The organism is Weissella confusa (assembly GCA_041871065.1).
Taxonomy (GTDB): Bacteria; Bacillota; Bacilli; order Lactobacillales; family Lactobacillaceae; genus Weissella; species Weissella confusa_A.
The window spans coordinates 2,099,775-2,125,953 of sequence record CP168942.1; the positions used below are offsets into that span (position 1 = coordinate 2,099,775).

Annotated in this window: 18 protein-coding genes; all 18 read right to left on the reverse strand. The window is 45.4% G+C overall.

The window, feature by feature from the left end; translation table 11 throughout:
- Positions 1-85: 85 nt before the first annotated feature.
- The 18 genes from ACAW68_10260 to ACAW68_10345 all read right to left on the reverse strand — a co-directional run bounded on the left by ACAW68_10260 (position 86) and on the right by ACAW68_10345 (position 26,177).
- Positions 86-982, reverse strand: a complete 897-nt coding sequence (locus ACAW68_10260; GenBank protein XGA15821.1) for a class C sortase — start codon at positions 980-982, stop codon at positions 86-88.
- A 68-nt stretch (positions 983-1,050) separates the two neighbouring features.
- Positions 1,051-3,630: a SpaA isopeptide-forming pilin-related protein gene (locus tag ACAW68_10265; GenBank protein XGA15822.1), complete on the reverse strand. Its 2,580-nt coding sequence runs from the start codon at positions 3,628-3,630 to the stop codon at positions 1,051-1,053.
- Positions 3,631-3,983: 353 nt separating this feature from the next.
- Positions 3,984-7,052, reverse strand: coding sequence for a SpaA isopeptide-forming pilin-related protein (locus ACAW68_10270; protein XGA15823.1), 3,069 nt, complete (start codon positions 7,050-7,052; stop codon positions 3,984-3,986).
- Between the two features lie 199 nt (positions 7,053-7,251).
- Positions 7,252-10,152, reverse strand: a complete 2,901-nt coding sequence (locus tag ACAW68_10275) for a SpaA isopeptide-forming pilin-related protein (GenBank protein XGA15824.1) — start codon at positions 10,150-10,152, stop codon at positions 7,252-7,254.
- 189 nt (positions 10,153-10,341) lie between these two features.
- Positions 10,342-11,058 carry a DUF4811 domain-containing protein gene (locus ACAW68_10280; protein ID XGA15825.1) on the reverse strand — a complete coding sequence of 239 codons (717 nt, stop codon included), beginning with the start codon at positions 11,056-11,058 and terminating at the stop codon, positions 10,342-10,344.
- A 46-nt stretch (positions 11,059-11,104) separates the two neighbouring features.
- Positions 11,105-11,410 carry a hypothetical protein gene (locus ACAW68_10285; protein XGA15826.1) on the reverse strand — a complete coding sequence of 102 codons (306 nt, stop codon included), beginning with the start codon at positions 11,408-11,410 and terminating at the stop codon, positions 11,105-11,107.
- Positions 11,411-11,520: 110 nt separating this feature from the next.
- Positions 11,521-12,579, reverse strand: coding sequence for a polysaccharide pyruvyl transferase family protein (locus tag ACAW68_10290; GenBank protein XGA15827.1), 1,059 nt, complete (start codon positions 12,577-12,579; stop codon positions 11,521-11,523).
- A gap of 205 nt (positions 12,580-12,784) precedes the next feature.
- The gene (locus tag ACAW68_10295; GenBank protein XGA15828.1) at positions 12,785-15,244 is read right to left on the reverse strand and encodes a phosphoketolase; all 2,460 of its coding nucleotides are present in this window, start codon (positions 15,242-15,244) and stop codon (positions 12,785-12,787) included.
- A 211-nt stretch (positions 15,245-15,455) separates the two neighbouring features.
- On the reverse strand, positions 15,456-16,187 hold the full coding sequence (locus tag ACAW68_10300) for a GntR family transcriptional regulator (GenBank protein XGA15829.1): 732 nt from the start codon (positions 16,185-16,187) through the stop codon (positions 15,456-15,458).
- A gap of 87 nt (positions 16,188-16,274) precedes the next feature.
- Positions 16,275-17,663, reverse strand: a complete 1,389-nt coding sequence (locus ACAW68_10305) for a DHA2 family efflux MFS transporter permease subunit (protein ID XGA15830.1) — start codon at positions 17,661-17,663, stop codon at positions 16,275-16,277.
- A 17-nt stretch (positions 17,664-17,680) separates the two neighbouring features.
- Complete coding sequence (locus ACAW68_10310; GenBank protein XGA17033.1) at positions 17,681-18,355, reverse strand: HD domain-containing protein; 675 nt, start codon at positions 18,353-18,355, stop codon at positions 17,681-17,683.
- Between the two features lie 20 nt (positions 18,356-18,375).
- Positions 18,376-19,095: a hypothetical protein gene (locus tag ACAW68_10315; GenBank protein ID XGA15831.1), complete on the reverse strand. Its 720-nt coding sequence runs from the start codon at positions 19,093-19,095 to the stop codon at positions 18,376-18,378.
- 2 nt (positions 19,096-19,097) lie between these two features.
- The gene (locus tag ACAW68_10320; protein XGA15832.1) at positions 19,098-19,592 is read right to left on the reverse strand and encodes an aminoacyl-tRNA deacylase; all 495 of its coding nucleotides are present in this window, start codon (positions 19,590-19,592) and stop codon (positions 19,098-19,100) included.
- A gap of 191 nt (positions 19,593-19,783) precedes the next feature.
- Entirely contained in the window at positions 19,784-21,130 is a 1,347-nt protein-coding gene (locus ACAW68_10325) for a sugar porter family MFS transporter (GenBank protein XGA15833.1), read from the reverse strand.
- A 335-nt stretch (positions 21,131-21,465) separates the two neighbouring features.
- Positions 21,466-22,386, reverse strand: coding sequence for a hypothetical protein (locus ACAW68_10330; GenBank protein XGA15834.1), 921 nt, complete (start codon positions 22,384-22,386; stop codon positions 21,466-21,468).
- A gap of 132 nt (positions 22,387-22,518) precedes the next feature.
- Positions 22,519-23,580 carry a GNAT family N-acetyltransferase gene (locus ACAW68_10335; GenBank protein XGA15835.1) on the reverse strand — a complete coding sequence of 354 codons (1,062 nt, stop codon included), beginning with the start codon at positions 23,578-23,580 and terminating at the stop codon, positions 22,519-22,521.
- 53 nt (positions 23,581-23,633) lie between these two features.
- Positions 23,634-24,482, reverse strand: a complete 849-nt coding sequence (locus tag ACAW68_10340) for a metallophosphoesterase (protein ID XGA15836.1) — start codon at positions 24,480-24,482, stop codon at positions 23,634-23,636.
- 222 nt (positions 24,483-24,704) lie between these two features.
- A complete protein-coding gene (locus tag ACAW68_10345; protein XGA15837.1) occupies positions 24,705-26,177 on the reverse strand; it encodes an ABC transporter substrate-binding protein/permease in 1,473 nt (490 codons plus the stop codon).
- Between the last annotated feature and the right edge of the window lie 2 nt (positions 26,178-26,179).

Genomic DNA, 26,179 nt, shown 5'->3' on the forward strand with positions numbered 1-26,179 from the left:
CCTAAACGACAAAAGGAGCACCGCAGCTGCGGTACTCCAATCAGTAATTTCAGAATAACATATCTAATTTTTAGTAGCAATGAAACTACTTGCCAGCCAAGGCCATCTTGGCTTGCTTGATGCGGATGATCTTACGAATCAAGACACCGATAATCGTGGCCACAACGACCATCAAACCAGCGAACCACAAGAACTCTGAACGTAACGTTCCTGATGGCAACGTATCACCTGGTACTTGCTTACCAGTCACCAACAAACGGTGTGAGTTAACACCAACTGGCGTACAACTGACCAACGTCACCAAATTTTCCTTCGGGTTCAACTTAAAGGCATTTTGCATCTTGTCGGGCTTCATCACACGAATCTCGACAACCTTATACGTCATCGTCTTACTACCCAGTGCTTCGATGTAGAACTTGTCGCCCTTCTTCATCTTACCCAAGTCCGTGAACAACTTTGAGGTTGGCAAACCTGAGTGCGCCATGATGGCCGTGTGCAAGCCTTCCTTGTTGGCTTGTGGCAAAGACGTACCTGGCACAATACCAGCACCCGTACGCAACACCTTTTCCTTCACGGAATTGTAGATTGGCAAACGCAGTCCACCGATTTCAGGAATCGACAAGACGCCCAATGGCTTACCAGCAATCTTCGTCAAAGAAGAGTTCTTTCCCGTCTCCAAATCCTTCTTTTGGTTCAGCTCAATCATCGCCTTCACCACATCCGGATCCGTATTGCCATTTGTGCTTTGCGCCTTCTTCTTAATCTCTTCGTTACGCTTGTCAGCTTCAGCTTGCAACTTCGCCTTTTCATTGGCGTTCATTTGCGCAGCTGTTGAGCGATAGTTGTTAACAACACCTGATTGGTGAGTCGCTTCATACGCTTGCGTCACAATCGGGTATGAGAAGATGCTCAATCCCACAATAAATAGAATCCAGGTAGACCAACTGGCCCCGGCCATAAACTTCTTTTTCTTCTTTGCCATTCTTTTCTCCCCCGAGTTAATAGCTAAATATGTACCCCGCCGATCACCCGGCGAGCAAACTAATCAAATTAGTCATTGTTTTGTGCACGACGCTTCTTAATCAAAGCAATCAAACCTGCTAATCCAAGCAACGTCAACAAACCACCAAGGGCCGTTGCCGTGTATGGCAAGATTCCACCAGCGTGCGTTGGCGTATCATTGATTTGTGGCGTTACTGGTTGAGCTGGTTGCTCGCGGTAGTTAGCCACCGTGATATCATCAGCCGTTGCAGCACCGTTGATCTTACCCGATTGTGTGTTTGACAACGTGAAGTAGTGTGGCTCCGTCATCAACTTGTAGCCTGATGGTGCTTCACGCTCAATCAATTGGTAATCACCGCCGGCCAAACCACAGTATTGCAAGTATCCGTCAGGACCTGAATAGTGAGTCGTAGCGTTGTCTTCACGAACCGTCCACAAGATGTCTCCCATCGGATCAGATGCGTTTGAGTGCATTGAAGCCATCGGCTCACCAGTCTTCACATCTTCGTGCATGAAGTATACCCAGCGTGTCTTGCCGGCCTTCACATCATCACGCAGTTGTTGGACATCTTGTTCTGAGGCCGTACGCTTCATGTTAGGGAAACGCTTCGCCGTATACATTTCAGCGATGATTTCATCAATGTTATTTGATGTCACCTTAACACCCAAATCGAAGCCGGCGCCGGCCAAACCGTTGGTAATGTTACCATTGGCGTCAGTCTTGACGTCGCCATCAGTCTTGATGATTTCCCATCCAGCCATGAACGTGTGCGTCTTATCGTCGTCTGATCCGCCGTCGTACTTCGTGTTGTAATCCAAATCAATCTTGTTGACCAAGTGATCGGCTTGCAACGCCGTGTTACCAGCTGAGTTAATCTTCCAGCTCAAGTTCCATGAACCGTCATCAGCACCTTCGGCCAACAACTTTTCGATCAAAGCGCCCATCGCTTGACGACCTGAAGCCGTCATATCCAACACGATTTCACCATTTTCAACTGGCTTCGTCCAGTCAACGACACGGGCTGGGTTAGCTGAATCACCTTGTCCAACGAATGTGTACGTACTCTCATGTCCGAACAAGTTGAATGCTGATGAATCAAAGCCATCGGCCAAGCCAGTTACCTTTGGTGCCGTTGCAGCATCGTAAGCAATCGTCTTACCGTTCAACGTTGAACCGTTTTGATCAGTCGTGAAGCCAAGACCTTGTCCCGTCACACCTTCGTCAATCAATGACTTGTCAGTTGCGTGGTTCACTGGGTACAAACCGTTGACCACTTGTGACAATGGCACTGACTTCTGCTCGCCATTTTGCGTGTACGTCAATGCCAAATCCATTGACATCCAGTTCACTTGATATGGCATTTCATCAGTCAGCTTGTAGCTCGTGTAGTCGGCAATGTTCTTGTTCAATTCAGACGTGATATCCCAAGTAAACTTTTGTCCACGAGCGATACCTTCCTTGTCATCACCAGTGCCCTTTTCATTGGCACCGAATGTTTGGTTATCAACCGTAATCGCCTTGTCGACTTGCAACTCATCGTAGTTGACCAACTTCGCAGCGTTCTCGCTATCTTGTTCAGCCGTTACGACCGTCACTTGTGGATCCGTCAAGTAACCCTTAGGGGCCATCAATTCGGCAATCACATATTGTTGTCCCTTTGAAATCGCGATACCCTTGTTCGCGTCAAAGACAACTTGTCCATTCTTATCAGTTGCTTCAATTGAGAATTGATCTGACGTCAAGCCCAATGCAGCAGCAACCAGTGCGTCAGCCTTCGTTGGTGTCTTTTCAATATCCTTAATCAATTGTGGCAACACTTCATTCAACTTGTCTTGTACTGAAGCTGGTGCAAGCAAAATTTGCGCACCGCCCAATACTTTCTTCGTTTCTGCATCAGTCTTCTTAATCGTTACGGAAGCCGTCTTGTATTGCTTTGTGTAAACGTGCAAAGGTGATTGTGTGTCATACCAGTAATCAGTCTTGGTTGCGTTTGACTTACCCACTGGCAAATCCAAGAAGATTGGCATCGCTTCATCTGTACCAGTGGCATCAGAGTCTTGCGTGATAACCCATTGTCCGTTTGGCAATGTTACCGTCGTTTCACCTTCGCCGTCAGTTGCCTTAGTTGTCTTAGTTGCCAAGCCAGCGTCCTTCACGGCCTTCACGAATTGATCGCGATCAACCACTTCGACGGTCTTGTCCAACACGTTCTTGTTACCCAAGTTAGTCGTTGCGACACCTGATGGTACATCAACAACCTTCAACAACTTTGACCAGTCAATGCCCTTAATCTTAGTCGTAGCAATCTTTGGAATACCGTCAGTTTGTGGGTATGTCACAACCCCAGCAGGCAGCTCGTAAGCCGTAAACGTTGCGCCAGTTGTCGTCTCCCAAGTCGTATCAGGATCGGCATCTTGCAACGTCTTCATATCCTTTTCTTCACCTGAACCCCACAACTCTGGTGCATTGCCTGGATCAGTATCACTCACATCTGTAATAGCGTGAATCACAACGCTTGTGTTCTTTGGCTCATTGTTGATGCCTGATTGTGCCAACGCATCCCCAGTCGTTAGCAAAATCGGTGCAATCAACGTCCCCATTAATAGTAATGAACGATGCTTTTTCATCCGCGTATCTCCTCAAAAATCATATCCTTATTTTTAGCTCATACTTGACCATGTATGAGTTTTTCTTCACAGTAAAATTCTCACAAAAAAAAAGGCGTTTCCGCCGTTTTTGTGTTTCACTTTTCTATTTAATTTGTGCCTGAATTTTGTTATTCGTGGGCATTTTGTGAAGAGTGACATTTCAACACAGATAACCCAAAAACGGTAATCAAACCCCATTGGATTTGATCACCGTTTTCGTGTTTTTCAACATATCGTAAGAAAGATATCATCGCAAAGGCGGGATCAATCTCGTCTTTCTTATATGTCTTGTCACGTTTTCTGGAATGTATAACCTTATTCTAGCTTACAAATTAAGCTTCGTTCTTCATATCCTTCTTACGCTTCAACAATGCAAGTCCCATTGCCAACAATCCAGCAATCACTGCGAACAACGTACCGATTCCACCAACAAGTGGGAAGATTGACTTCTCGTAGTTCTTGATTTGGACGTTACCAACACCAATGTGTCCAGCAGAATCTGCATTTCCAGTAATCGCATCGTCAGATACTTGACCATTCAACAACTTGTACTCATCCTTAACGCCTTCGTATGCAGCCATATCTGCCTTGTAGTCGGCAAGCAATTGCTTCGCCTCTGAATTCTTTAACTCATACTTTGACTCAAGATCAGCAACAATAGCATCGTCACCGATAGAACCAAGTGATGTGATGTAATCGTATGCTGGGTTCATCAAGTAGAACTTAATTTGGTCGACAGTTTGGTACCCCTCAGGAGTCTTCGTTTCAGTCAAAGTGTAAGGTCCCGTTGCCAAACCGCAGTATTGGAAGTAACCCTTATCGTCCGTTACGTGAGTCGTTGCAAGAGCAGGGTATACCGTCCAAAGAACGTCTCCCATTTCCGTTGTCTTATCCATCTCGTCTACTGGCAAACCGTTCTCATCAAGGTGAGCGAAGTATACTGTTTGACCAGAGTGTAGTCCATCCGTTTGCTTTTGTAGGACGTTGTACATTGCAACTGCCAAATCATTTTGTGATGGGTTAGAATCAGCCAACAAAGTAGCCAAAGCGGCCTCTTGGTCATTGTTAGTTACTTGCCAAGTTCCGTTAGCCTCACCATATGCCTTCAAGTCTTCCGCCATTTGTGCCAAAACTGGAATTGCAGCTGGGTCAAGATCTGATGCTGAAGTAATCACAGCGTCAGTTTGTGCACCACTAGCTAGCATGTGCGCAATTCCGCTGTATTGGTTCAAGAAACGATCGTATTGTGTGCTATCACCCTTAATATCAGCATCCGTCAATACACGAGAAAGGTCAAATCCTGCGCCCGCCAATGGTTGATCATCCCCATCAGTCTTTACGAATTCCCAACCAGCATCAAATGTCTTTGATGAGTCTTCTGGCTTGTCAGGAGTTCCGTTCACTGGCTTTGATGTCAATTGCGCGTCGTTGTTGATAGTACCAACGGTTGCTGATGAATTCAATTGTGCATTCATAACAACACGCATTGCTGAATCCTCAGTAGACTTATCGTTTGCTAGACTACCAGATACAAGAGCCTCAGCAAGCTTGTTTCCTGACAAATCACCAGTTGTTGCATTTGGTGTCAATGTAATAGTAAACTCACCTGATTCAGGGTCTACAACAGCTCCACCGCCAGCTGGCATCGTGTATGTTGAAGGCTCACCAGAAACTGTGAAGAAGTCATCAACATCACCCCATGAAGCATCCCAACCTGAAGCAGCTTCAATCACTGGGTGATATCCCTTAGACGCGTCGTACGATCCACTAAATCCACCGTCAGTGTCTTGACTTACCCAGTCGCCGGCACCGCCATTCGCCTTCGTATCCCAAACTTGCAACGTTACCTTAGCTAATGGAGTGAATGTCGTTCCATTCCATGCACCCAACGTAAAGTCAGTGATATCGATTTGGTGATCAAATGTATCTGTTACTGAGTATTGTGAGTATCCACCAGCGGCAGCCAAATTTCCGTTTACTTCAGTATCAACTGAGTATTGGAAGGCCTCACCACGTGAAAGACCAACCTTGAAATCATTGTCATCAAAGACTGTGAAATCAGGCGCAGCACCATTTACATCAACTGGATTTTGAACGTTGATTTCCTTGTCAATTCCTGGCTTATCCCAGTTATCTACATTCAAAACACCGTTAACAAAGTATACCGTCTTGTCATTTGCATTCGTATCAGTTGGATCAGTCATTTGCGTCTCAACAACGTGAACTGTGGCATCTTCTGAATAGCCACCCGCCTCTACATCATCTGAGAATGCATTTGTTACATCTGATTCCATTACGATGTAAGTCTTGTTCGCCTCAACGTTGCTAAACTTAGCCTTTCCATCCTCACCAGTCGTTGCTTCTTGGACAGTAGTGATACCTGAGAACTGAGCCTTCAATGCCGCAATCAAATCAGCTGTGTTCAGCTTAATGCGTGCTTCATCCTTAACAAAGGCTTGAACTTGATCAGACGTCACGCCAGTTGGAAGCTCGAACATAATAAATTCAGCATCTTCAACAGGCTTGTTCGTTTCACCGTCCACCTTTTCAACAGTCAAATCACCTGTTTCGGCGTAGTCCTTTGGATACAAGTTAACCGCCGTTGCTGACGAATTACCAAACCATCCACCGCTCTCCTTCATCATTGGCAAGTTCAATACCATAGGAACAGCGCTCGTCAATGACGTATCAGTTCCAGGGTGATCCGTTTCAAAAATAATCCACTCATTTGAACCAAGATTATCGAACGTCGCATCGCCATGCTCATCCGTTGTTTGTGTCTGTGTTTTCGCAGAATCAAGTGTACCATCCGCCTTAGTGGCAGCTGCTGCGAGAGCTGCTTGCACATCATCAATCAAACTACTCTTGTTCATGTCAAACACAATTGACCATGAACTAACAGTATCTTTCAAAGGCGTTGTGATATTTGACTTTTGGGGTGCATCTTCAGCGTTATTTACAGTGTCAAGCACATCTGCCCATGTAACGTTCGTTAGGGCTGTGATAACATCTGCACTCAACCGTGCCTTTTGGTCACCAGACAACGCATCAAGAATCTTTGTCGTTGAAATTGTTGGTTCATCGCCTAGACTAAATCCTGAGATCACATCACCAGGCAAAGCATACGCCGTAAATACGTAACCATCCTTAGCCTTTTCCCAACCTTCAGTATTTGGTGATACATCAAATGGGTTACCAGTAACTTCACCATTTCCCCAGTAGTAGTCATTCCCCTTGTCAGTTGCATTCAAGTACTTGTGTACAGTAACATCAGTCAACATCGTTGATGTCTTCCCTTGATCGTTAACAGCATCAGCAAGAGCATTCCCAATAGGTCCAGCCCCAAAAGCAATAGGTGCAACGATTGTTGAAATCAACAAAGCATTCTTCCATTTAGCCATATAGCATATCTCCTTAAAAATACAATCTACCCACTCGTGGCTCGATTTGTTTGTTTTTTCTTTACTCTATAATTGTGCCGAAAAAAAATACCCAAACTGCTATATGCACGTTTAGGTATTTTACATCTTATGTGTTTTATTACAGGTTTGTTACAGCTGTTTTTGAAAAAACTCTGAAATTGTGGATTTTTTTAGCGACTTAGTTTTCGCGCATATCCGTCTTACGCTTGATGTATGAGGCGATCATTGCAATTGCTCCGATGAAGAACAAGCTCAACGCACCAACTCCACCAACAACTGGCAATACTGACTTCTTGTAGTTCTTGATTGAAGCCCAGTTATCTTCAGCCGTTGCATCTTCACCAACGCGGCCAGTGATTTGGTTATCAAATGGCATTTGTTGGTTATCACCAGCAGACGTTACCGTTGGGTACTCCTTGTTCTTAGCAGTACCATCAGCATTCACATAGAATGAATCGTTAGCACCAATTGTGAACTTCAAGTCATCCATTTGCTTGTAACCCTTAGGTGTGATTTCTTCGTGCAAGACGTAGTTACCATCGGCAACTCCACAGTATTGGAAGTAACCACGATCAACACCAGACAAGTGGGTCGTTGCCCAACGCTTATCCGTTACCCAGTAGATATCACCCATTTCCATGTGTGAATCCATGGCATCAACGATTGGTTGCTTGTTGCCACTTGCATCAGCTGCTGCCGTCAAGTGAATGAACCAAACAAATGTTTCTGATCCATCGGCAACCGCCTTACGAAGGACATCCGCTTGACCATCCAAGTAATTCGTTACTTGGGTAATCTTAGCAGCGTTGTTACCAGTGAATCCCATCTTGTCGGCCATGTGAATCTTGGTCTCATCAGATACGACGTTTCCGTTGTTCTTGTTACCAATCAATTGAGAGATAACATTTTCAACGTTTTCCTTCGTTACCAAACGGCCCAAGTCAAATCCGGCACCACTGACTGGGTTACCCTTCGAGTCAGTCTTTTGGAATTCCCAACCAACCGCGTTCGTTTGTGATTGGTCGTACATTGAACCTGATACGAACCCGTTATCATACTTGAACGTAACGAAGTTGTTAATCATGTTCGTTTGAGGCGTTACACCTTCAGTAACATTCTTGTTTGTGCCACCAACGTTTGCTTGTGCAGCTGAGTTCGTTTGCGCGTTCATCTTAAATACGATACTTGATGAAACACCTTGCTCCGTCAATGCGCCGAACTTCGTCAAGTGAGAATAATCTTGCAAGAACTTCTCACTGAAGTCGATGTTCATCTCACCGTTCTTCAACTTTGTTGTGTCACCCTTGGCATCAAATTGAACAGCTTGGTTCTTGGCATCAAATGAGTATTGACCGTTGAACCCGTACATGTGAATCAAGTTAGCTGAAATCCAAGCTGTTTGATCCTTCAATGATTGCTTGTATTCAGGATCCCCTTCAGCATAAACAGTTCCTGGATAGTTAAAGGCATCAGCTGCGTCTTGGTTGTAGAACTTAAATGAAACACCCGTTCCCTTATCAGTATCATAAGGCGTTGATGGTTGGTGCAATCCGTCTGTCGTTGAGTGGTCAGGTGTGTCACCGTCAGGGTCGACGGCTTGAATCAATGGCACAAGTCCTTCTTCTTCGCTACCCAAATCAACAACGCCACCTTCACCGAAGCGACCGTACATTGTCCAACTGTTGATGTTCACTTGGTATGGAATGTTATCCGTGATACCAAACTTTGTGTATGTGCCCAAATCGGCGTTCGTTTCAAGGTCAACCGTGTAGTTGTAGGCCTTACCACGAGAAACTCCAAAATCCGTATCGTTATCAACGAATGTTTGACTATAATCGGCATTCTTGTTGTCGTAGATTGGGTTACCTTCCTTGTCGTAACCGTTAACAATCAAATCAGTTACGGCTGCCGGCTTCAAGACATTGATGTCCTTGTCTAGGTCAGGTTCGTCATAGTTGGCGAACTTGTAGACACCACCGTGACGGTAAACTGACGTGTCGTTCGCATCTGTTCCAACCGTCAAATCATCCTTATCATAACCATCGCTGGCTGGATCAATGTTAACCTCTTGTAGCTTACCGTTGACCAAGTATCCCTTTGGCGCTTGCAACTCAAGCACAAAGTATTGGGCACCTGGCTTCAAGTTCGTGAACTTGTAACCCTTGTCAGTCGTCACACCTGAATACAACAAGTCTACACCAGTTGCTTCATGCGCCTTGATCCATGCCAAGATGTCATCGCTTGACTTGCTCAACAAACCAGCCTTAATTGCTGCTTCCAAGTCAGTCTTTCCTTGATCTGTCAAATCAAACAAACCAATCAAAGCACCGGCAACACCAGCCTTCTTTGTGTCTCCGTCTTCCTTAACAACAGTTAGGTCAGCCGTATCCGTGTAATTCTTTGGATACAAGTTCAATGGCGTTGATGTACCGAACCAGCCTTCCTCATCCAACATTGGTAAGCTCAAGACCATTGGTGCGGCACGCGTTTCTACATCTGGCTTCTTAGTATCTTCCAAGATAATCCAGTTACCATTCGTCAAATCGTTTGTTGTTTCACCATCTGCATTGGTCTTTCCAAAAGGAACTGTTGCGTACTTTGCATCTTCCATTGCGGCACGCAATTGATCTTCATTCATGTTAGCAGTTGCAGTGAACTCGATGGCATAATCCAACTTGTTAGATGAACCTTCCTTATAAGCCGTAATGTCAGCTCCAGGAGTTACCTTCAAAACTGAATTCCAAGCTACCTCAGTCCCAGGAATCTTATCCCCGGTAATAACCGGCTCACCATCCTTCAATGAGATAACTGACTTAGGAATGCTGAACGCCGTAAACTTAACATCAGCTTCTCCAACCCACTTATTCTCATCAAACCAGTTTGTTGCCTTACCATTTCCCCAGTACACGGCTTCTGAATCGCCGTTTGTTGTACCGTTACCCTGTTGCATCTTCTTGTGCAAAACCACCGTTGTACCTTCAGTACCTGGTCGATCTGCTTGCGCAAAGGCGTCACCCACACCAAACGCAATCGGCGCCACAATCGTACTAATTAAAGCAATATTTTTCCACTTCGCCATATCGCTATCTCCTTAAGCATTTATATCATTTAATAATTTCGATATTCTCTTACGCCTATCAGTTTCGCAAAAAAAAACACCCAAACTGCAATGTGCACGTTTGAGTATTTTTGAGTTTGTATGTTTAATTAGTGTTTATCGTCCGGTATTTTTGACGTTTCTGTCGCAACTGTTAAATAATTGTGCCCTTTATTGCCAACTTTGAATTTTTTCGTTCAAAGCCTTCTCAAGATTAGCTTGGCGCTCTGACTTTACCTTGTTCACAATTTCAGTTTGGAGCTTTTGTTGAGCGTCCTTATCCTTTAGGAAGTTCTCATCATCCTTGGCACGATCAGCAAATTGCTTTTTGACTTGGTTCGCAACTTCATCGGTAATCCCGTTGTTGCTATCCTTGACCATCTTTTGCAATTCCTTGACCTGCGTTGATGTGAGCACATCCCAGTTCTTTGGCACCGTCAACACATAATTCGTCTTACCAGTCTTCAACTTGGTTTCGCCAAAGAGCATGAAGCGGCTGAACAATGACTTGGCTTGGTACGTCGTCACAATCGTTTCCAACGTGGCCTTATCACCCGTCTTAACGGTCGTTTCAGCGTTTTGCGTCAACGTTTGGTAAGCCTTGTTACCGACCTTGTAAGTGTAGCGGTTTTCACCGTTGCTACCCTTTTCAGTGGTAATAAACTTGAAGTCCAACAATTCTGATGCTGGCTTAATTTCTTGGGTCTTATCTAGTGGCACCTTCGTCAACAAAAAGTTTGAGTGATGCGCCGTATACAAACCAACGCCCATCAAAACGGCCAACACTGTACCGATAATAATCGGTACCCATCGAATCGAATCATGCTTAACTGAACGCAAAATGCCAACAACCACAATAACGATTCCTAATACCAACAACAAAATCATGCTATCTTCCTCCGGCTCTTAATATAACTAGTATATCAAAGTCGGCCTACTTTTTGTCCTTTGTGCGCAAGGCATGGGCATAAATTATCAAAGCCCACACGCAAAGCAAGGTAATCATGAACGGAAACGCCGTCTTCTTCACCATCGTCATATCTTCCCCATTGATGATGTCGCGCGCACGAATGCGGGTGTCCAAGCTTGGCGTGTCTAAAACTTTTTCGTCCAAAATTAATTCTGGTGTTTCATACAACGTTGATTGACTCAACTCCGACCGATTGTCAGAGTGAGCGATCGTTGATACGCAACTCATGCTCACCAAGGCAAGCATAATCAGCAATACACGTTTCAACATTTCCATCTCCCTTTAATATCTATCTTTCCAATGGTCTATACTACGTGACCTTCTTGTTGAAAATAAGATTAATTGATACTGAATTCAGGAGTAAATGTGAATTAAAATATTTAATTTTGGATAGGGCGGAAATTAGACAGATAATACTGCAATGGCGCAAATTGTGGCGCGTAATCAACCGGTGAAACATCGGCACGAAGCACGTCTACAATCGCCACATCCAGCGGTCCATCATTTGGCGACCAAAGGGTAATCCACGGCACTGCCGTACACCACGCTTCAAACATAGCGCCCATTAGGCCAGACTCTTCTGCAATGGCGACCGTTGGCGTTTGCGTAATCAAACCGAACAGTAGTCCATGTATTTCATCTGTGATCAATACCTCGTAACCAGACATCGCACGCCAGCATTCACGCAGCGTTGTATCGCGCTTATGACCACTCAGATGCAAATGCTTGGTATTCAAGTAGTCTTCTTCCGTCACACGGCCAAAGAGGTCGCTAACCATCTCTCTGACCTGTTCTTGCGTTGCCCGGCGGAAATCATTACCAGACGCATGCAACATCAACATAGCGCCATTTCTAGGCTTACGACTTGCTGCCAAACGCCCACTCAAGTGCAAAATCATATCTGGAATTAACATTGCTGGGCACAGCAATAATTGCGTTAAATCTTGTAGCGCTTTTTCATCACGCGCTAACATAACCATGCGCTCAGCTGTGTTATACACTTGCTTTGAAATTTCACGTTCGCGTACGCTGTTGAAAAACATTGATTGCGGTAATTGAATCATCGGTTGATCTTTCAACCAAGCCACGACTGAACGGCGCAAATTCTCTTCAACCAATTCACGATCACCAATGATGCCACCACCATGGAGCAAAACCAAGTTGTCCGGTTGGATAATGCGATGAATTAGCGGCAACGCTTCAGTTGTCGCCTCAGCTGGCACCTTCACAATTTGGTGTTCCGGCAAATTCGTTCGCAAAAACAATTCCGTGGCATACGAAACTGCGTGATCACCTAAGTCCCCGTGTTCTGGCATACCAATGTAGAAAACCGTAGGCAAGTTCATATCAAGATTTAAAAGTTGTTGTTTTAATTGTGGTCGAATCGTCCATCGCCACAAGATACGCTTATGTATCCATTCTCCAAATTTATTAACCATAGTATCTTCCCCGATTTTAAAGCTATCTTCTACTATGCCTGATAAATGTGGGAGTTCTATGAAATTTTCAGTGCCAGGAACGACAAAAAGACCATTACTAAATCCCGAAAGAAATAGTAATGGTCTTTAAGTTACCCTTTAACCGGCCGAAGCCAGCCTCAGGTCAATTTTTATTTCGCTTAGAAATTAATCGTACGGCAGTAGATTACTTCTTCAAAGCAGTCCACTTCCAGTCAGTGAACTCTTCGATGTCGCGACCTTCGTTACGAGTAACTTCGAAGTGCTTTGCCAAGATGTCATCCATCTTCTTGTCGAATGCAGCAGCCTCGTCAGCTGAAACAACTCCGTTAGCAGCCAAGACAGCAACAGCGTCCTTAGCTTGGTTGAAGCGGTCCAACTTTGAGTATACACGCATGTCGTAAGTCGTAGTGATGTCACCATCTTCACGGTATCCGTGTACGTGCAATCCCAAGTGTTGACGCTCGTAGAAGATTGACTCGATCAAGTCTTCGTATCCGTGGAATCCGAAGACAACAGGCGTTCCTGACTCACCGAACAAAGCGTTGAACTTGTCATCTGACAAAGCGCGCTCGTGGTTCATCTCACCGTTCTTGTTTTGCAAACGGTGCAATTCAACAACGTTTACATAACGCATCTTAACGGCTGGGAATGCATCGTTAACCAAGTTCAAAGCAGCCAAAGTTTCGATCGTTGGCTCAACACCAGCAGATGCGAAGACGATGTCAGCTTGCTCACCTTCAGCAACAGTTGAAGCCCAGTCAATAGCCTTCAAACCTTCAGTTGCCAATTCTTGAGCTTCTTCAACTGAGAACCATTGTTGACGTGGTTGCTTTGAAGCAACGATGTGGTTAACCTTGTGACGCTCAGTAAATGCGCGACCAAAGACAGCCAACAAAGTGTTACCATCAGCTGGCAAGTATTGACGAACGAAGTCTGACTTCTTTTCAGCCAAGTGCGTCAAGATACCTGGATCTTGGTGAGTGTAACCGTTGTGGTCTTGTTGGAATACAGTTGAAGTTGAGATCAAGTTCAATGATGGGTAATCGTTACGCCATGATTGCTCTGAGGCGTGACGCAACCACTTGAAGTGTTGAGTAATCATTGAGTCAACTACACGTAGGAATGATTCGTATGATGCAAATACACCAACACGACCAGTCAACGTGTAAGCTTCCAACCAACCTTCAGCTTGGTGCTCTGACAATTGAGCGTCCAAGATACGTCCCTCGTGGGCTTCGTATTGGTCGTTTGGCTCCTTAACTTCTTCCATCCATTGACGGTTCGTTACTTCGAACATGTCCCATAGACGGTTTGACATCGTCTCGTCAGGTCCGAAGATACGGAATGACGTTGGGTTCATCTTTGAGATTTCAGCGAAGAATCCTGACAACACGTTCATGTCCATGTTGCGCTTTGAGTCAGCCAATTCAGTTCCACGGTTTGACTCGTTGATGTCGTTAGCGAATTGCTTCCAATCTGGCAAAGCCAAATCTTGAGCTTCTTCACCGCGACGACGTCCACCGTTAGCGATTGGGTTTGAAGCCATACGCTTGTCACCCTTAGGTGCCATTTCAGCCAATTCTGACTTCAATGAACCATCTTCGTTGAACAATTCAGCTGGCTTGTATGAGTTCATCCACTCTTCGAATTGTGGCAACGTTTCCATCTTCTTTGATGACAAAGGAAGTGGAACTTGGTGGGCACGGAATGAATCTTCGATTGGCATTCCTGATTGGTCGTGAGTAGGACCACCCCAACCCTTTGGCAAACGAGCGATGATTACAGGCCATGCTGCAATTTCACCGTCTTCGTAACGACCGTTCTCACGGGCGTCCTTTTGGATTGCTTGGATGTCCTCGATGGCCTTGTCCAAGACATTAGCTGCCTTTTCGTGGTATGCCATGTAGTCGTGGATGTCATCGTTTTCGATGAAACGTGGTGACCATCCCAAACCTTCGAAGAACTTAGTGATCTCTTCATCGCTCATACGTGAGAAGATCGTTGGGTTTGAAATCTTAAATCCGTTCAAGTCCAAGATTGGCAAAACTGCACCGTCGTTCTTAGGGTTCAAGAACTTGATTGAGTGCCAAGCAGTCATTGAAGGACCAGTTTCAACTTCACCGTCACCGATAACAGTAAATGCGATTTGGTTTGGGTTATCCAAAACGGCACCAGTTGCGTGTGACAATGAGTATCCAAGTTCTCCACCTTCGTGCAATGAACCTGGCGTTTGTGCAGTCATGTGTGATCCGATTCCACCAGGGAATGAGAAACGCTTGAACAAACGTGACATACCCTCAACATCTTGAGTGATTTCAGGGTAGTTTTCAGTGTATGAACCGTCCAAGTATGAGTTCGTAACCATAACTTGTCCACCGTGACCAGGTCCACCGATGTAGAACATGTCTAGATCGTACTTGTTGATCAAACGGTTTGCGTGTGCGTAAAGGAAAGTTTGTCCTGAGATAGTACCCCAGTGACCGATAGGCTTAACCTTAACGTCTTCCACCGTAATTGGTGTGTTCGTAACTGAGAACAATGGGTTGCTCTTCAAAAAGATCATACCTGCTGAAAGGTAGTTGGTAGCACGCCACCAAGCATCAACCTTAGCAAGGTATTCCTTTGAATCAAAATCTACTGCCATTTTGATTAAATCTCCTTATAATTTTGAGAAAAGGTTCAATCGCAGAAGTTATCTTCTGGATTACAAATACTATAATAACAGATTTCAAAAATTGGTACAATAAAAAGCACAAAATTGGTGCGGTCCAATTTTGTGCTTTGCTTATTTTTCACCCGTAAAGCCTGATATAATCGCTTTTTCGGCCAAATGTGAACAATTTATGAATTTTGAATCATTCGCCATCCAAACTGACGAAACTGTTATAACGCATGTACTTGTAGTGCACACGCATCGTTCCAACTTCAAATGGCGTCCCGTCATCAAGGAAGTAAATTCCGGCCATCACGCCGACAGGTTCGACTTCACTCAGTTGCAAGTGGCTGCGATCATCTTCGTCAGATGGTTCAACCGTCACCGTCATAAATGACTTCGTAACAGCCTTCTTCGTCGTTGCCTCAGCATAGTGGAACATTGAGTGGCCCAAGTCTTCGCTAGTCAAATCTGGTAGCAGCTTAACCGGCACCAAGGCATTCTCAATCATGAACGCTTGGTCTTGCAACTTACGCAAACGCTTGATGCGATAAACCTGCTCACCAGGTTCCAAGAACAGCGCCAAACGCGTTTCTTCGTTGGCCTCTTCTGTCTCAAATGACAACAGTTGGATGGCAGGTGCTTCACCGTTAAAGCGGAACGAGTCAGAAACACCCAAGTTGTTACCAATCGCATGGAACATTGATTGATTTTTGAGGTAAAGCGGATTCACGAAAGTTCCTGAACCACGCTTCTTAAAGATAATTCCTTGCTGGGCCAAAACGTTCAACGCACGCTTGATTGAGCTACGTGACACGTCATAAGACAAGGCCAATGAGCGTTCATCTGGCAATTTCAAGTTTGGGAATTCGCGCTTGTAGATGCGCTCCTTCAAATCCCCAAGTACTTTCATGTACAGTACTTCAGTCGGCATTTGTCTATGCCCTCCCGTTTTTAAGTCGGTTTTATCGTAACACAAAAGTGGTCCAACCAAAAGTTTTGGTTGGACCACTTTTTAAATTTATGCGTTAGATCGTTGCTTAAAGAGTTGGGTTAACCCTAGTGCTAAGACGACCAAACCGGTCGCAATCCAAAAGGCGGCGTGAATACCAGCCAAATCGGCACGCGCTTGCGCCATTTTTGCCGGTGCGCCCAATGAAACTAGACTGTAAACCGTAATCAAAGCAGCGGTTCCAAATGAGGCAGCAACCTGACGAATCGTCGTGTACATCGCTGATCCATCGGGCACCATCTCAAGTGGCAATGAGTTAAAGGCATCGGTTTGAATTGGCATCGTGACCATAACCAAACCAAGTTGACGGATGAATTGTCCAACCGCTGGCAACCAGATTGGCGAATCCAGTTGCAACGTGGCCAAGACAATTGTTCCGATAACCACAAACACCAATCCGATTGGGGCCAAGCGCTTTACACCAAACTGGTCGTACCATTTACCTGATGTTGGCGATAGGAACGCCGTAATCAAGGCACCCGGTAGCAAAACCAATCCAGAAATAAAGGCTGATTGTCCACGAACAGTTTGCATGTAAAGTGGCAACATCAAGGCACCACCATACAATGCAGCCATCAAGACCACGTTAATCAATGTCGCCATCGTAAAGTTGTGGTACTTGAAGACATCAAAATTCAACAATGGCATTTTTGAGTGGGTTTGTTGATAGACGAACAACGCCGTTACGACAATACCGATTAACAAAAATGCCCAAACGTCAGGACTTAGCCAGTTACCCGTACCGGCGTTTGAGAACCCGTATAGCAAGCTTCCCAATCCGATACTCGAAAGGACCATCCCCAAGAAATTGAACTTCAAGAACTTTTGTTGCCCGATGTTCTTCAAGAAAATAAAGGCCAAAATCAAATCAATAATGATTAGTGGTGCAATTCCCAAGAACAACCAGCGCCACGAGTGGTTCGACACCACAAATCCAGATAGCGTTGGTCCGATGGTTGGCGCAAAGTTCAACGCCAACCCGATAATTCCCATCGCTTGACCACGTCGGTCAGCGGCGAACAGGTTCATCACGACCACGTTCATCAACGGTCCGAACACACCTGCGCCGGCCGCTTGAATCATACGTCCCATAATCAAAATGGGGTATGACGGTGCGAACCCTGCAACCAAGGTTCCCACTGCAAATACAAATACCGCACTTAAGTACAACGTTCGCGTCTTAAGGCGTTGAATTAAGAAGGCTGTTAACGGCACCATCACACCATTCACCAACATGTACCCATTCGTCATCCATTGACCAAGGGCTGTTGAGATGTGAAAGTCTGCCATGACTTGTGGCAAGGCTGTGTTCATCAACGTTTGATTCAAGAATCCCAAAAAGACTCCCGCAATCAAGATGATCAAGACACCTCGCTCTTTCTTGCTAATTCCGTCCATATAGCCTCCTTATATTTTTAATTTAGATAATCAGTTCCTGCCCACTCCGCTTCAAACTGCGCCACGAATTCATGCATAATCGCATCGCGCTTCGCACCAATTCGCTTTCCTTCGTCAGTATTGAGGTAATCCTTGAGCAAAAATAGCTTTTCATAGAAATGGTTAATCATCGTTTCGCCCGTCGCATCACGATAATCGGCCTTCGTCTTCAAATCACGTGGCGGCATCGTTGGGTCATACAAAATGTGGTGCTTTTGGACACCATATTGAATGACACGGGCCACGGCAATCGCACCAATCGCTTCAAGGCGATCAGCATCTTGCACGATTTGACCAGCCAATGTGAGTGGCTCTGGGTTGCCGAAACGTTGCTTGCTCCATGACATGTTATCGATAATTTGGAAAATCTCAGCCTGTTTAGCCTCATCAATACCATTATCCGTCAACATATCCACAACTGCTTGTTTGGCGCTTGTGACATTTTTAAATAACTTATCGTCATACGTATCATGCAACGTCGCCGCAGCCACCGCGATAAACTCATCCGCAGTTGGTTCCGTCGTCAAAATGTGATTAGTCAGTGCCACAACACGATCAATGTGGGTCGTATCATGCCCTGATTCATCCCCACCAAGCACCTTTTGCATAAAAGCAGTAATAGCAACCAATTGTTGTTCTTCTGTTTTTGTCATCATTATTCCCCAAATTTTTATTAGCGTCGACCGATAATTGCAGTCAACATGTACATGATAAATGTCGCTGCCAACACACCGCCAAAGAAGTAGGCGATTGGTCGGCCAACGGTTTCCCAAATAATAAACGCATCGTTAATCCATAGGCCAAGGCCCAAGGCAACGATGGTCAAAAAGATAAAGTAATACAACGCCCCGCTCTTCGTGTTTTGCCAATCGGCATCACTCAGATTCAAGGCTAAACTCAAGTTCAAAATGGCATAAATCCATAGTGCCACTTGCCACCAGTCGGTATTCAGCCAAACGCTACTACCGTCGTGAAACCCAATTAGCAGTTGTGGCCACAATAGCTTCGTTAACCCCCAACTGGTTAAGGCAATCCCGAAAATGGGCGCCATCCCGATGAAAAAATTCCCCAGTTGTTGGTATTTATTCTTCGGATTCCAAGCGTGTGACACATACCCCATGCGGTTCTCGTTGCCTTCCTTAAACGGATTTTGCAGCAACTTAATTTTATCGACATGGTGACCAAAGATGATCGACATCACTGCATGCGAAATTTCATGAATCATCACGCCAAACCAGCCAAAAATGAGCGGTGCATTCATGCCAAATGCGCGCATCAAATGTTGGTTCGTTCGGGTTGTCACTACTGAAATCAACGCACTACCAATGAGTGGCAACACGAAGAAAATGCCAATGACGAATACCCAAGTTTGCCAAATAATCGTCCAACTCATGGTTAGTCAGCCGTGCGAATGTCCGCAAACTTCGCGTGGACGAATTCAGCCAATTGCTCGGCATCCAAACGAATTGAACGGCCCACTTCACCAGCTGACAACGTGATTGTACCGGCTTCCTTGGCACTGTTATCAAAGTAAATTGGGAACTTCTTCGTTTGCCAGATACCAACTGGGTTATTCGCACCATGAATGTAACCAGTCGTCTTTTGCAAATCCTTCGTTGGAATCATGTTGACCTTCTTGTTACCTGAAACAGCTGCCAACTTCTTTTCATCCAAGTGGGCATCCATTGGCACAATACCGATAACTGGGCCAGTGACATTTCCAATCAAAGCCAATGTCTTGTAGATATCATGGTCAGTTAGGCCATAATTATCCAATTCGGCTTGGTCACGGTTCATACCGCCAGCAAACACAATGCTTTCATATGGAATCTTAGCCTTATCAAGAATTTGCTCGACAAGGATCTTCTTAATACGCTCTTTCTTAGCCATGATTATCTCTCCATTCTTCAGAACACTTCTCACTAAATCTAGTACCTATTAATATACGCTTAAATGGTGTACACTAAAAGTCCGACTAACCCTTCATGTACTTTTGAGACGTATTTCTCGGCTTTTAGCCAGGTACATGAAGAAAGGCCCGTACGTTTTGCGACGTACGGGCCCTTTTTATTTTCTATTGATTACTTGCGCAATTCCATTTCGATTTCTTCAAGTGACTTACCGCGCGTCTCTGGCACGAGGTAACGAACGAAGAAGATTGAGATGAAGGCAAAGACTGCGAAGACTCCGAATGGTCCACCCACGTTGTTGTGGAAGACAGCCAACAATACCAAGAAAAATTGTGACACCAAGAAGTTTCCAATCCAGTTGGCAGCTGAACCGATTGATGAACCGATGCCACGCACTGACATTGGGAAGATTTCACCAATCAACAACCAAGCGATTGGTCCCCATGAAATGGCGAATCCGAAGATGTACGTTGCAATCAACAACATCGTTGGAATAGCAGCCGTTTCAACTGATACCGTGTAGTTCAAGACCGTCAAGATAGCCAAAGCGACCGTCATAACGATTGAACCAAACGTCAACAACGTCTTACGGTTGAAGTTATCCATAATCATCGTTGCCAAAATCGTCACTACGAAGTTAACTACACCGATTCCAACTGAAATCCAGATGGCGTTGGCTTCGTTAAAGCCGAATCCCTTGATAAACACTTGTGGCAAGAAGTAAATCACTGAGTTGATACCAACCAATTGTTGCAAGAACATAATTCCAACAGCAACAATCACGGCTGGACGGGCGATTGTGAACAAGTCCTTCAACCCACCCTTTGGTTGCTTATCAACTTCAGCCATGGCAGCCAATTCGGCTTCAACTGATTCACCTGACTTGGCGCGCAAGTGAGTCAACACGCGCTCTGCATTTTCCTTATCACCCTTCGCAAACAAGAAACGTGGTGATTCTGGTAGCAACAAGCCACCTACGAACAACAATACGGCTGGAATCAAAGCTGATCCAAGCATCCAGCGCCAGTCACGGATACCCATGAAGTCGTGGCCCAAGAAACCAAGGTTAGACACGTAGGCCAACAAAATTCCGGCCGTAATCATCAATTGGAACATTGACCCCAATGAACCACGGTGCTTAGCAGGTGCCAATTCAGCCAAGTAAGCTGGCGTCAACGCTGAGGCTGACCCAACGGCCAATCCCAACACGATACGGGCGATGGCCATCGTACCGAAGCCAGTGGCAAACGCCGTCATCAATGAACCGGCGATAAAGAACAAAGAAGCCAAAATCAACAACTTCTTACGACCAAAACGGTCAGCCAAAGGCCCAACCCCAAGCGCACCAGCCGCAGATCCAATCAACACGGCTGACGTTACGAAACCAGTTTCAGCAACCGTCAACTTAAAATTGCTTTCAATCAATGGAGAGGCTCCTGAAATAATTCCTGTATCAAATCCAAAGAGCAAGCCTCCCAATGCCCCAAAGAAGAAAATAAACCAAACGTTAATCTTCATAATGCGTTCCCTCACAATTTGTAATTAAAATATCTCACCGGCTAAATATAACTTACTTTTCGGACGTATGCAAGCGCTTTCATAAGAAAACAGGATTAAATTTGTTCTTTATTCGGGAAAAATAAAAAATGACCCGCATCCTCAAGGATACGAGTCATTTTAAAAATTCAATTATTGAAACCAATATAGCACTGTCGCGATTGCCAGCAGGACACCGGCGATCGTGATAATTGGTCGTCGAATGTCCTTACCCACAACAATCAAAGAGGTGGCGATAAATAGCCCCACCAAACTTAAGATATTTCTGATCATGGTAAAGACCTGCTTTGTCGTAATTATGATTCAACGTGTAATGAACGAATGCCTCGTAGAATATTACCGTAATCCTCACGCTCTAGCATACCACGATTTAGCTCAGTTACCGCATGTTCAAGACGCTTATCGGCATCAGCACCGAATGACAAACCTTGCTCGCGGGCCGTGTTCACACCGCTAATCACGTTCATCGTAAATTGGTGCAACACTTCGATTGGTGCCAATTCAACAACACGGTTCGTGATAGTTGGCTCGAAGTCATTCAACATATCCGTGATGGCCATAAACTCATCAGGACGGATGGCACCTGCCACCACGATATCCAATTGTTGGAAGAACGTGATGATTTCAGGGTCGTTTGCGAAACCAAACACTTCCGCTTCACGGTGCATTGATTGAATCAATTGACCCAACATACGAATGTTTGACTCACGGAAAGCCGGCACAAAGCGGATAAATGACTTAATGACCGTCTCGTAGTCAGCAGCCGTCAAATCATCTTCGGTACGCTCACGCATCCCCTTCAACGCCATTTCGATCACTGGATCTTCCCCAGCAACTGCATATGAATCAACGATGTTAGCGGCAACCTTCTTCAACATTTCGCGGTTACCTTCGTAGAAACGCAACGGTGCGAACATCAAACGCGTACGGAACTCCGTCAAACGCGCTGACAAATCAGCAACCGTGTCGCCTTCCTTAAGGTCCTTCGCCATGTTCAAAATGCGCGTACGATCTGCTTCGTACAACTCATTTTCACGCACATCAATCACTTCAGCCAACTTGTCCATGCGGGCCAAAACTGACTCTGTTGCCTCAACCATGGCTTCAGGGTGCATGATGTCGCAGTCCCAACCAAACTTCTTACTGATTGTGTCCTTAGGTTCGGCGTTGATCTTCTTTTCAAGCTCTAAATCTGTTAGTTCTCCAAGTCCTTGCATAATTTTCACCTCAATTATTTGGTATCTCTACCCACTACTTCTATTAAGACTATCGTACCTAATAAATGTTGGGTAATTGATATGAAAATACGAAAAACGCTGGCCTTTTTCGTAAAAGACCAGCGTAAATTTCTATTCTTGATCATATTGCCATTCATCTGGGAAGCGGAATGTGCCATTCGTACGCAAGAGCGCTGATGGGTACAACTCCTTCACCATGAAGAATTCAGGCGTGATTTCAAAGGCTGGCTTAACGCCAAACTCTGTTGAACGAATGTAGCCAAATTGGTTCCAGTAACCCGGCCAACCGATGGCTGCCAAAACACCGTACCCAGCGAAACGGGCCACAATTTCAGCTTCTTCAACCAAGCGCCAGCCTAGGCCACGGCCACGGTGAAGTGGGTCAACCACTACTGGTCCAACAACACCGACTGCTGTGCCGGTGCGGTTATCTGAAACCGTCGCAGCTGATACGATGACGTAACCCAAAATTTCGTCACCACGCTTGGCTACGATTTCAATTGGCTTGCGACCAAATGGGTTGCCCGCGCGCAAACGGCGCACCAATTGTTCTTCTTCACCAGTGCTGTAGTTGGCATCGTCAAACGCACTGCGAATAATCTTGTCGACTTGGTCGAAATCCTTATCGCCCAAGAATTCAAACGTCACATCCAATAATGGATGCGTTTCATTCATTTGGCGCATTGGGAAGCGGTCAAAGATGTAGCCCAATTGCTTCATGAAGCGCAACTTTTGCGCATCCCCATGACGCAACTTCTCACTACGATCTGGGTCGCCAATCAAGTGACCAAACAAGTTGTACAAATCGTACGTCGTGAGCACATGGAACTCAGGTTCAGTGTGCGTGAAGATGAATTGACCTGGCAACTTATGCCCAATTAATGGCTCGACCGCACTTTGTGGCATAAAGGCAACTGACAACGTGTCATCAGTGTTTGAGAACACCAACTCCGGCATGTCCAAACGTTCAAAACCGACCGTGCGCATCACGGATTCAATCATCAATTCATTGTCGATAACATCATCATTCAAAATCAACGGTGCCAACTTACTATCCAAGTCATATCCTGACAAGATTTCCAATGCAAATCCGCCTGATACGATTGGTGTGATATTGGCTTCATTCAACGAACGCACCAATTGTTCAAATTGTGTATAGCGCTTCACATCCATTTCGGTGCGCCCTCCTATCTCAAAGTTCAGTACTTTAATTATACCCCACAAGGCTACTTGTAAGCTTGCCTTAACTCACGGAGCATATCTTTCGTCTCCACATCATAGCCGTATCGCTCATTTTCCTTGGCTACGGTTGGCGCATCGTGCACGTAACCCAAGCCTTCGTAGACCAAATTGCGGTACAAGTCCAAGTATGGCAAACCACGTTCTTCAGCAAGGGCCATTTCAGCTGCTTGGTCGTATGCGACCGTGCGGAAATCTGTCGCGAAACGCGTCCCTTCGATGTCCAACATCAAGTAACGAGCTTCGCGGTTTCGACGCATCTTACGCTTCAATGAAAATGGGCTGCCGACTGAACCAGGGTTCAAAATGGCTCGACCATCCGAAGCCGTGCGATAAATCATTTGGTGTGTGTGACCATAGATAGCAACATCCGCATCACGCCCCAAGAATAGCGCATCAAAATAATACTGATCACTCATCGGCAACAATTCATGACCCGCATTCTTGTTTGGCATATTGTGCGACAACGTGAAGGTTAAATCTTCAACGTTACGTGTATCAGATACTGGCAATGCCATGATAAAGTCGTAATCTGCTTTTGGCATGTGTTGCATGACAAAGGCTGACAAACGTGCCGTGTAAACACGCGTTGGCTTGTTGTAGTCCACCGTTCGCTCCAACGCTGCGAACATGAAGTCATCCCAGTTACCGCGTAGCCAAACCGTCACGTTTAGCTCGCGCAACATTTCAACCACATCATGTGCGCCAGGTCCTGGCATAAATAAATCGCCCAAGAACCAGAATTCATCAGCACCTTGCGCTTTAGCGTCCGCAATCGTTGCTGCCAACGCCGTTACGTTACCGTGGACGTCAGATAATACTGCCACCTTTGTCATGTCACACACCTCCATTTCGTTACTGCTATTGTAAGCGCAAAAAAGCCCCAATTTCCGTGAAAAGGGAACTGGGGCTAAAAGTCACGATATCTACTTTGGACGGTGAAAATCGTGACTAGCTTTTTCTATTCAAAATAAAGAAGCTCTTGCGATGCTTCGCTACAATATTAGTCTACAACATAGCGCCGGCACTTTCAATCTAAAGTGCCGGTGCTATTTAACTTAAATCATCTTACGATCTGATTGTTGCAACTTCTTCTCGAAACGGCCCAACACACGGCTGATACCGAACGTCAAAATGAAGTAGATTGCAGCTGTAATCATCAATGGAATAAATGGCTTAAATGAGGCACCTTGCACCACTGACGTTTGGAACGTCAATTCACCAACACCAATAACTGAGACAACTGAACCTTCCTTGATAACCGTCACAAACTCGTTACCCAAAGCCGGCAAGATGTTTTTAATGGCTTGTGGCAACACCATAAAGCGCATCGTTTGCATCTTCGTGAAACCAAGTGAACGCGCAGCTTCGGTTTGACCAGCTGGCACAGCTTGAATTCCTGAACGAATAATTTCAGCAACATACGCAGCTGAGTTCAAGAACATGGCAATCGCACCAGCCATGAAGCTTGAAACATCCAACCCGATAACCTGCGTTCCAAAGTACACAATGAACACTTGAATCAAAAGTGGCACACCACGGACTGCCTCAATATAGGCAACGGCCAACCACTTCAATGGCTTCACGCTTGAAAGCTTCATCAAGGCCAATAGCACACCAAGAATAATACCGAAGAACACACCGATGACCGCCAAGCCGACAGTGTAAAGCGTTCCCTTAGCAAAGTAAGGCGCGTACTTTTCGAAGAATGACTCCTTGTGGTTCATCAACGCAATCGCGTCGTTCTTCCACTTTTCTAGTGGATCACCGATAACGTGCTTTTCCAAGATGTTATCAACCTTGCTTTGCAAAACCGTTGCGTTCTTAGCCATCACAACTGAAGAACCGTTCGTTTCACCTGGCAACGTAGCCTTCGCAACCGCAAATTGGTTACTTTGGTCCATGTAGCTGTCAGCCGTCGTATCCGGCACAACCACACCATCAACCTTACCTTGCGTCAATTGCGTCACGGCATCGTTTACCTTCTTCAATGACACAACCTTCTTGGCATCAACTTGCTTGGCCGCATCTTCTTGAATTGACGAAATTTGGGCAGCCAACGTGGCCTTCTTCAAGTCGTTCAAGTTAGCCAACTTATTCGCGTTCTTCTTAAGCGTCATGACCACGTTCTTATCAACGAAGTATGGTTCTGAGAAGGCCACTTCTTGTTCACGCTCAGGCGTCGCGGTCATACCGGCCACAACCATGTCGACCTTACCCGTCTTAACAGCGCCAAGCAATGCGTCAAAACTCATTTCTTGGACGACCAACTTCACACCCAAGCGCTTAGCAATTTCATTGGCAACTGAGATGTCAAACCCAACAATCTTGTCCTTACCGTTCACCGTTGTGTGGAACTCGTATGGCGCGTAATCCGCTGACGTTCCAACAATCAACTTACCGCTCTTTTCGATTTTTGAAAGAACTGGATCCGTTTCAGCAGCTTGGACAGACGTCAAACCGGCAAAGGAACCAATCATTAATAATGTCGCCATGACAGCCGTCATGACTTTTAATACCCACTTATGCATAT